Origin of the sequence: Stenotrophomonas sp. TWI587 (assembly GCF_039674145.1) — a bacterium.
Taxonomy (GTDB): domain Bacteria; phylum Pseudomonadota; class Gammaproteobacteria; order Xanthomonadales; family Xanthomonadaceae; genus Stenotrophomonas; species Stenotrophomonas maltophilia_AY.
Genome location: NZ_JBDJMW010000005.1, coordinates 391,042 through 398,607, shown reverse-complemented (window position 1 = coordinate 398,607; position 7,566 = coordinate 391,042). Strand labels below are relative to the sequence as shown.

General features: G+C 65.9%; 6 protein-coding genes. 3 read left to right on the top strand and 3 right to left on the bottom strand.

The genetic code is table 11. The features are described 5' to 3' along the window. Positions 1-143 precede the first annotated feature (143 nt). The 3 genes from ABE464_RS11245 to ABE464_RS11235 form a co-directional block, all read right to left on the bottom strand. Positions 144-1,337 carry an argininosuccinate synthase gene (locus ABE464_RS11245; RefSeq protein ID WP_346472006.1) on the bottom strand — a complete coding sequence of 398 codons (1,194 nt, stop codon included), beginning with the start codon at positions 1,335-1,337 and terminating at the stop codon, positions 144-146. A gap of 92 nt (positions 1,338-1,429) precedes the next feature. Beyond that, positions 1,430-2,440, bottom strand: a complete 1,011-nt coding sequence (locus tag ABE464_RS11240) for an N-acetylornithine carbamoyltransferase (RefSeq protein ID WP_346472005.1) — start codon at positions 2,438-2,440, stop codon at positions 1,430-1,432. Positions 2,441-2,801: 361 nt separating this feature from the next. Next, positions 2,802-3,374, bottom strand: a complete 573-nt coding sequence (locus tag ABE464_RS11235; protein ID WP_346472004.1) for a hypothetical protein — start codon at positions 3,372-3,374, stop codon at positions 2,802-2,804. Positions 3,375-3,639: 265 nt separating this feature from the next. Between ABE464_RS11235 and cysS the strand changes: the two genes are divergently transcribed. The 3 genes from cysS (at position 3,640) to ABE464_RS11220 (ending at position 6,851) form a co-directional block, all read left to right on the top strand. Beyond that, positions 3,640-5,007: a cysteine--tRNA ligase gene (gene cysS, locus ABE464_RS11230; protein ID WP_346472003.1), complete on the top strand. Its 1,368-nt coding sequence runs from the start codon at positions 3,640-3,642 to the stop codon at positions 5,005-5,007. Positions 5,008-5,160: 153 nt separating this feature from the next. Continuing rightward, positions 5,161-5,601 (top strand): SufE family protein, encoded by a 441-nt coding sequence (locus ABE464_RS11225; protein WP_346472002.1) that lies wholly within the window; start codon positions 5,161-5,163, stop codon positions 5,599-5,601. Next, on the top strand, positions 5,598-6,851 hold the full coding sequence (locus ABE464_RS11220) for an MFS transporter (protein ID WP_346472001.1): 1,254 nt from the start codon (positions 5,598-5,600) through the stop codon (positions 6,849-6,851). Before ABE464_RS11225 ends, ABE464_RS11220 begins: the two co-directional genes overlap by 4 nt. Positions 6,852-7,566: the final 715 nt, after the last annotated feature.

Sequence of the window (7,566 nt, the reverse complement as noted above, 5' to 3'; positions counted from 1 at the left end):
GTGGGGAAAAACTGCGGGTTTCGGCCGGGCGGGGGCCGGGCTTGCAATTCCCCCCCCGTACCCTGGCGCCGCCCCCCCCCCGCCACTACCCTCACTCGGCCTTGCGGGGCGCCGGCCAGCAGCCGGCACCCCAGTCAATCGCCTTAGCGGTTCACCTGCGCATAAAGCGTCGAGCTCATGCCGAACAGTTTGATGAAGCCTTCCGCTTCCTCCACGCCCCAGTCGGCCGACTGCGCGTAGGTGGCACCCTTGGTGTTGAGCAGGTGCGGCGACTTCACCGCCACGGCATCGACACGGGCGCCACGGGTTTCCAGCACCACTTCGCCGTTGACCTTGGTCTGCGAAGACTTCAGGAAGGCTTCGATGTCGGTCTTCAGCGGGTCGTGGTAGAAGCCTTCGTACACCAGCTCCACCCACTTGCGCGCCACGTCCGGCTTGAAGCGGTTCTGCTGCTTGGTCAGCACCGCATCTTCCAGCGCGCGGTGCGCGGCAAGCAGCGAGACCAGGCCCGGCGCTTCGAACACGATGCGGCCCTTCAGGCCGATCACGGTATCACCGGTGTAGACGCCACGGCCCACACCGTACGGGGCGAACAGCTTGTTGAGCTTGGCCAGGATCTGCTCACCCGGCAGCGCCTTGCCATCCAGCTCGACGGCTTCGCCTTCGACGAACTTCAGGGTGACGGTCAGCGGCTCGACCGGCCATTCGCTGCGCGGGGCACACCAGCCACGGGCACCCTCGCCCGGCGCTTCCCAACGGTCGATCTCGCCGCCGGACATGGTCAGGCCGAGCAGGTTTTCATTGATGGTGTAGGCCTGCTGCTTGGCACGCACGCCGAAGCCACGCTCTTCCAGGTACTTCTGCTCGTAGGCGCGGGTCTGGGTGTGTTCCTTCTGGATTTCGCGGATCGGCGCGACGATCTGGTAGTCACCCAGCGCCTTCACGGCCAGATCGAAGCGGACCTGATCGTTGCCCATGCCGGTGCAGCCGTGGGCGATGATGTTGGTGCCCAGCTCGGCGGCGCGCTTGAGCGCGGCATCCACGATCAGGTAGCGATCGGAGACCAGCAGCGGGTACTGGCCCTGGTAGCCTTCGCCGGCCCACACGAACGGCTTGACGAAGCCGCTCCAGATCGCCGGGCCACCATCGACGGTGACGTGGGTGGTGACGCCCAGCTCGGCGGCACGCTTCTCGATGAAATCGCGCTCTTCGTCATCCACGCCGCCGGTATCGGCGAACACGGTGTGCACGTTGTAACCGCGCTCCTGCAGGTAAGGCACGCAGAAACTGGTGTCGAGTCCGCCGGAGAAGGCCAGGACGATGTCTTTCTTGCTCATGGGGTCAGGGTCCAATTGGAAATGCGGTATTGATTGCGTTCTGGAGCCGGTAGAGCCACGCCATGCGTGGCTGCACCGTTGGATGCGTTCGATCAGCGGCCGATCAGCGCCGACATGATCGCCTTCTGCACATGCAGGCGGTTTTCGGCTTCGTTGATCGCGATGCACTGCGCCGAATCCATCACGCCATCCGTCGCCTTCACGTTGCGGCGCAGCGGCAGGCAGTGGCTGAAGACACCGTTGTTGGTGAGCGCCATCTTGGCTTCGTCGACGATGAAGTGCTTGTACTGGTCGCGGATCGGCTTTTCCGGTTCCCAGTTGCCGAAGAACGGCAGCGCGCCCCAGCTCTTGGCGTACACCACGTCCGCACCGGCGTAGGCGCTGGCGATGTCATGGCTGACCTGGAGCGAACCGCCGCTCTCGGCAACGTTCTGCTCGGCCCAGCCCATGTAGCGCTCATCCAGGATGTAATCCGGGGTCGGGCACAGCAGGGTCACGTCCATGCCCATGCGGGTGGCGATGGTCAGGGCCGAGTTGGCCACTGCGGTGTTGAGCGGCTTGGGGTGGTACGTCCAGGTCAGCACGTACTTCTTGCCGCGCAGATCCTGGGTGCCGAAGTGTTCCTGCAGCGCCATCACGTGGGCCAGTTCCTGGCACGGGTGGGTGATGGTTTCCATGTTGATCACCGGCACCGGCGAGTACTTGGCGAAGCTCTTGAGCACTTCATCCTCGCGGTCCTTGGTCCAGTCGATGAACTTCGGGAAGGCGCGCACGCCGATCAGGTCCACATAGCGGCCCAGCACCTTGGCCACTTCAGCGATGTGCTCCTCGGTGTCCCCGTCCATGACCGAGCCCAGGTTGAACTCGATCGGCCAGGCGTCCTTGCCCGGCTGCAGCACGATCGCGTGGCCGCCCAGCTGGAACGCACCCAGCTCGAAGCTGGTGCGGGTACGCATGGAGGGATTGAAGAACACCAGGGCAATCGACTTGCCCTTGAGCTCGTCGCCCAGTTTGTTGCGCTTGAACAACGCGGCCTGGGTCAACAGGGCATCCAGGTCGGTGCGGCTCCAATCCTGGGTGTTCAGGAAGTGCTTCAGGGACATCGATCGATCCTTTGCGGCTGGTTTTCCACCGTTGCCGGCGGAGGTTGGGGGCGCCGGGGCGCGTTCAGGGCTCAACAAAACGTATACAGATGAAACTTTTCAGATCGCAGAAACGAAAAAACCCAGCGCGGGGGCTGGGTTTTCCGAACAGACAGCACGAAGCTCCGGTTACCCAGCGAAAATGTGGGGTTCCGGTCGGCGGGCACGCGACGTCATGCCCGTAGCCATACGGGCGGCGCTGGTGTCGTGCTGGAAGTCGGTGAGTCTCATGGCCGCCCATCTTTGCATGCACCCGGAGTCGGTGCAAGGCCTGAATGGCAATTCAGGTTGAAGGCGACGACGCCCGGGGCGCAGGCACGGGTCACGGGTTGGCGCCGCCGGCCTGCTCGTTGCCCACCCAGGGGGTGATCGAGACCCGAATTTTGAGCCGGTTGCCCGGATCCTCCGGCAGGCGGGAGCGGTACTTGGTGCCCTTGTAGACGTAGTCCACGTCATAGGCGATCGGCCGGCGGAACTCGCGGCCGACCGGGATGATCTTGCAGTCCCGGGTCAGCAGCGGCCCGGTATTGGCCGGCGGCTTCTCGACCACAACGGTCTCCGAATAGGTGCTCTCCTCGGTGCTGCCATCTTCCCGACGGAAGATCGAGCGCACCGAATCCATGAAGCGGCCGAAGCGGCCCTTGTCTTCCTGCGGCTCCTCGCCGGTGACGTTGACCGGGGCCAGGGTGCGGGTGGAAACCGGCTCGCAGTGTTCCTCGGTGCGCGTGGCCCGCAGGGTCTGGAAGATGGGCTCGACGTTGAGCACCTGGGCGTAGTCGAACTTGACGTTCTCCACGATGACCACCCGGTTGCGCACCTCACTGTCCTGGGCGCGCACCCCGAAGGCGGCACTTCCGAGCATGCAGACCAGCGTCAACAACGAAGCGGATTTCATTGGCAACAGGGAAAAGGACAAGGGGGATAGTGTAGGCAGTGGCAGGCACAAGGGGCTGAACATTACCCGTCCGTGACGTTTCTGCCCATAGTCCGGACCGTCCGCTGGGCCGGAAGCCCGCAACGGCGGGCTTCGTGCCCGAAGCGCGCCAGGTGTACCGGTGTCGTTTCAGTCAGGTACCCGCCGACAGCCCCGCCCCGGCCACATCCCCCCAAAGCCCCCGACACGTTCTAAAATCGACCGCTTACCCCCGCCCCAGACCCTCATGACCCTGCGCCTGCACAACAACCTGACACGCCAGCTCGAACCGTTCACCCCGCTCGATCCGACCTGTCCGACCCTGTATGTGTGTGGCCCCACGGTCTACAACTACGTCCACATCGGCAATGCCCGTGGTCCGGTGGTGTTCGGGGTCCTGGCCGATCTGCTGCGGCGCCGCTTCGGCGGCCTGCGCTATGCCCGCAACATCACCGACGTGGATGACAAGATCAACACGGCCGCACGCGAGCAGCAGGTCCCGATCAGCACCATCACCGACCGCTTCGCGGCCGCCTACCGCGAGGACATGGCGGCGCTGGGCGTGGTGCCGCCGGATATCGAGCCGGAAGCCACCGCGCACATCCCGCACATCGTCACCATGATCGAGCAGCTGATCGCCAACGGGCACGCCTACGCGGCTGAAGGCCACGTGCTGTTCTCGGTGAGTTCCTATGCGGACTACGGCAAGCTATCGCGCCGCGACCCGGACGAGATGCTGGCCGGTGCCCGCGTGGACGTGGCCCCGTACAAGCGCGACCCGGGCGATTTCGTGCTGTGGAAGCCCTCCAGCGACGACCTGCCGGGCTGGGCATCGCCCTGGGGCCGCGGCCGCCCGGGCTGGCACATCGAGTGCTCGGCGATGGCCGCCGCGCACCTGGGGCCGACCATCGACATCCACGCCGGCGGCGTGGACCTGCAGTTCCCGCATCACGAGAACGAGATCGCGCAGAGCGAGTGCGCGCACGGCGGGCAGACCTTCGCCCGGTTCTGGCTGCACAACGGCATGCTCAACTTCGGCGGCGCCAAGATGAGCAAGTCGATTGGCAACATCGAACGCGTGCATGATCTGGTCCGCCAGCATGCGCCCGAAGCGCTGCGCTATGCGCTGCTGTCGGCCCACTACCGGCAGCCACTGGACTGGTCCGATGCGCTGATCGAGCAGTCGGTGCGTACCCTGGACCGGCTGTACGGCACCCTGCGCGATCTGGTCGAGGTGGACGCCGCTGCGGTGATTCCGGCCGAGATCGAGGCCGCGCTGGATGACGACCTCAATACGCCGCAGGCACTGGCCGAGCTGGCCCGTATCGCCGGTGAGGCGCGCAAGGCCGCCGACGCCGACAAGGCACGCTGGAAGTCCGCGCTGCTCGGTGCCGGCCGGGCGCTGGGCCTGCTGCAGCAGGATCCGGGGGCATGGTTCGGTACTGCGGGCAGCAATGACGACGATGCGGCCATCCAGGCCCTGATCGACGCGCGGGCGGCTGCCAAACAGGCCCGCGACTTTGCCCGCGCCGATGCGATCCGCGACCAGCTGGCCGCCGAAGGCATCGTGCTGGAAGACACCGCCCAAGGCGTGCGCTGGTCGCGCAAGCGCTGAAAGACCGCCGCCCGACTGATCGTTCGGTGCCACCACACACGGCCCGATCCGCAGGGCGTTGCCACCCTACAGACCCGGCCATGGACGGCCGGGTGCCTCCTTCGAACCACCACGGCCTGACCACGGAAGGCAGCTACCGGCCCGGAGTCCCCCATGACCCTTGCTTCCCCGTTCCCGCTCGAACCCACCGCTGCTGAAGCCCAGGCCGCCATCGCCGAGGAATTCGCGTTCTTCGGTGACTGGTCCGAGCGCTACCAGTACCTGATCGACCTCGGCCGCAAGCTGCCCACGTTCCCAGAGGAATGGAAGACCGAGGAGCATCGCCTGCTCGGCTGCCAGTCGATGGTCTGGATCGTGCCGGAGGGCAATGCCGAGGCGCTGCGTTTCCATGCCATCAGTGATTCGGCGATCGTCTCCGGCCTGATCTACCTGGCCCTGCGCGTCTACTCGGGCCGTTCGGCGGCCGAGATCCTGGCCACCGAGCCGAGCTACATCCAGGACATCGGGCTGTCGCGCCACCTGTCGCCGACCCGCAGCAACGGCGTGGCGGCGATGCTGGCCTTCATCCGCGACACCGCTCAAGCGCAGTCGTGACGCTCTCCGCCGATCCGCAGGAGCCGGACAGCGCCCTGCAGCTTCTGGCCCGCCCGGGCTTTTCGCTGGTGCTGGCGTACCGCATCTTCGCGATGCTCTCCTACCAGATCGTTGCGGTGACGGTCGGCTGGCATATCTACGAAGTCACCCGCAATCCCTTTTCGCTGGGCCTGGTCGGCCTGGCCGAGGTGCTGCCATTCTTTTGCGTGGCCCCGTTCGCCGGCTACCTGGTCGACCACCTGCCCCGCCGCCGGCTGGGCATGGTTGCCTGCAGCGGGCTGGTGATGACTGCATTGGTGCTGACCGCGGTCGCCCAGGGCTGGCTGCCTTTCCACCGGGTGTGGCCGATCTATGCGGCGATCGCACTGACTGGCATGGTCCGCGCGTTCCTCTCGCCGATCTACAACGCGCTGTTCGCCCGCGTGCTGGAGCGCACGCAGTATGCGCGTGGCGCGGGACTGGGCGCAGTGGTGTTCCAGACCGGCATGGTGGTCGGCCCGGCACTGGGCGGCGCACTGGTGGCGTGGGGCGGCAAGGGCGTGGCCTATGGCGTGGCGGTGGGCGTGTCGCTGATCGCGCTGGGCTGCCTGGCGGCGCTGCGCGTCTCCGAGCCGGTGCACACGGGTCCGGCGGCCCCGATCTTCAAGAGCATCGCCGAGGGCGGCCGGTTCGTGCTGGGCAACAAGATCATGGTCGGGGCGATGGCGCTGGACATGTTTTCGGTGTTGCTCGGCGGCGTGGTGGCGATGCTGCCGGCGTTCCTGCACGAGATCCTGCACCACGGGCCGGAGGGGCTGGGGGTGCTGCGTGCCGCGCCGGCGCTGGGTTCGGTGTGTGTGGGGCTGTGGTTGGCGCGCAGGCCGCTGCAGCGCAATGCGGGGCGTGTGCTGTTGTTCGCGGTAGCCGGCTTCGGTCTGTGCGTGATCGGGTTCGGGCTGTCGTCGAATTTCTGGCTGTCGGCGGCGATCCTGTTGTTCTACGGTGCGTTCGACGGGGTTTCCGTGGTGGTGCGTTCGACGATTCTGCAGTTGGCGACGCCGGAGGAGATGCGCGGTCGGGTGTCGTCGATCAATGGCATTTTCATCAGTTCGTCCAATGAGTTGGGCGCGTTCTATGCGGGCACGATGGCGAAGCTGTTGGGGCTGGTCCCGGCGGTGGTGCTGGGCGGCTTTGCGGTGTTGAGCGTGGCGGGGATTACGGCGTGGAAGAATCCGACGCTGCGACGGTTGAATCTGCGCGATCTGCATTGAGGATTTGGCCAACGGGCTGACTGGCAGCTTGGCTGCCTTGCTCGAGGCCGCGCTGGTTGGCGGGCGTTGCGCGGTTGGCTTGCTACACCGTTGGTTTGAGCGCCTGCTTGTTCCTGTAATTGGGGCGGCCGGGCAGCGCAGTGCAGGACCCGCCGTGAACCCATCCATGGGGGCTCGCAGTGCGGCTTGCTCGTGCGTGCCATCCTGCACGCACGGCAAGGCCAGGGTTGGGCGTCCTGCCCAACCCGTCCGGCGCATGCGCCGGACCCATGCCGCACACGGTCCTTCACTGCGCTACCCGTCCACCCATGGACAGTAGGTTGCTTGCGCGGGATTAACGGCGAAGAGCAAACGGCGAACGGCAGATAGCTGACGTCTCACGGCTTATCACTCACGGCGTACGGCGCCGGTTGATGGCTGTTGGCTGTTGGCTGTTGGCTGTTGGCTGTTGGCTGTTGGCTGTTGGCTGTCAGCGCTTGGCTTTTGGCTGTTAGCTGCTGGCTTACGGCTTCGGCTCCCCTTCCGGGTGCCAGCGAATTGCGAATTACGAATTGCGCAATTCTCGGCGCGCCCGCCTCGCCGGTAGATTCACGCCATGCGTGGATATCGCGCGCACCGCTGCACAAGCATCCAGACCAGCGTTCGGTACCCAGGCAACCTTGGCAACTGACTCAGAGCGTGTCGGAAGCGGGAGTCCAGGCTCTTCCGGCCGCCC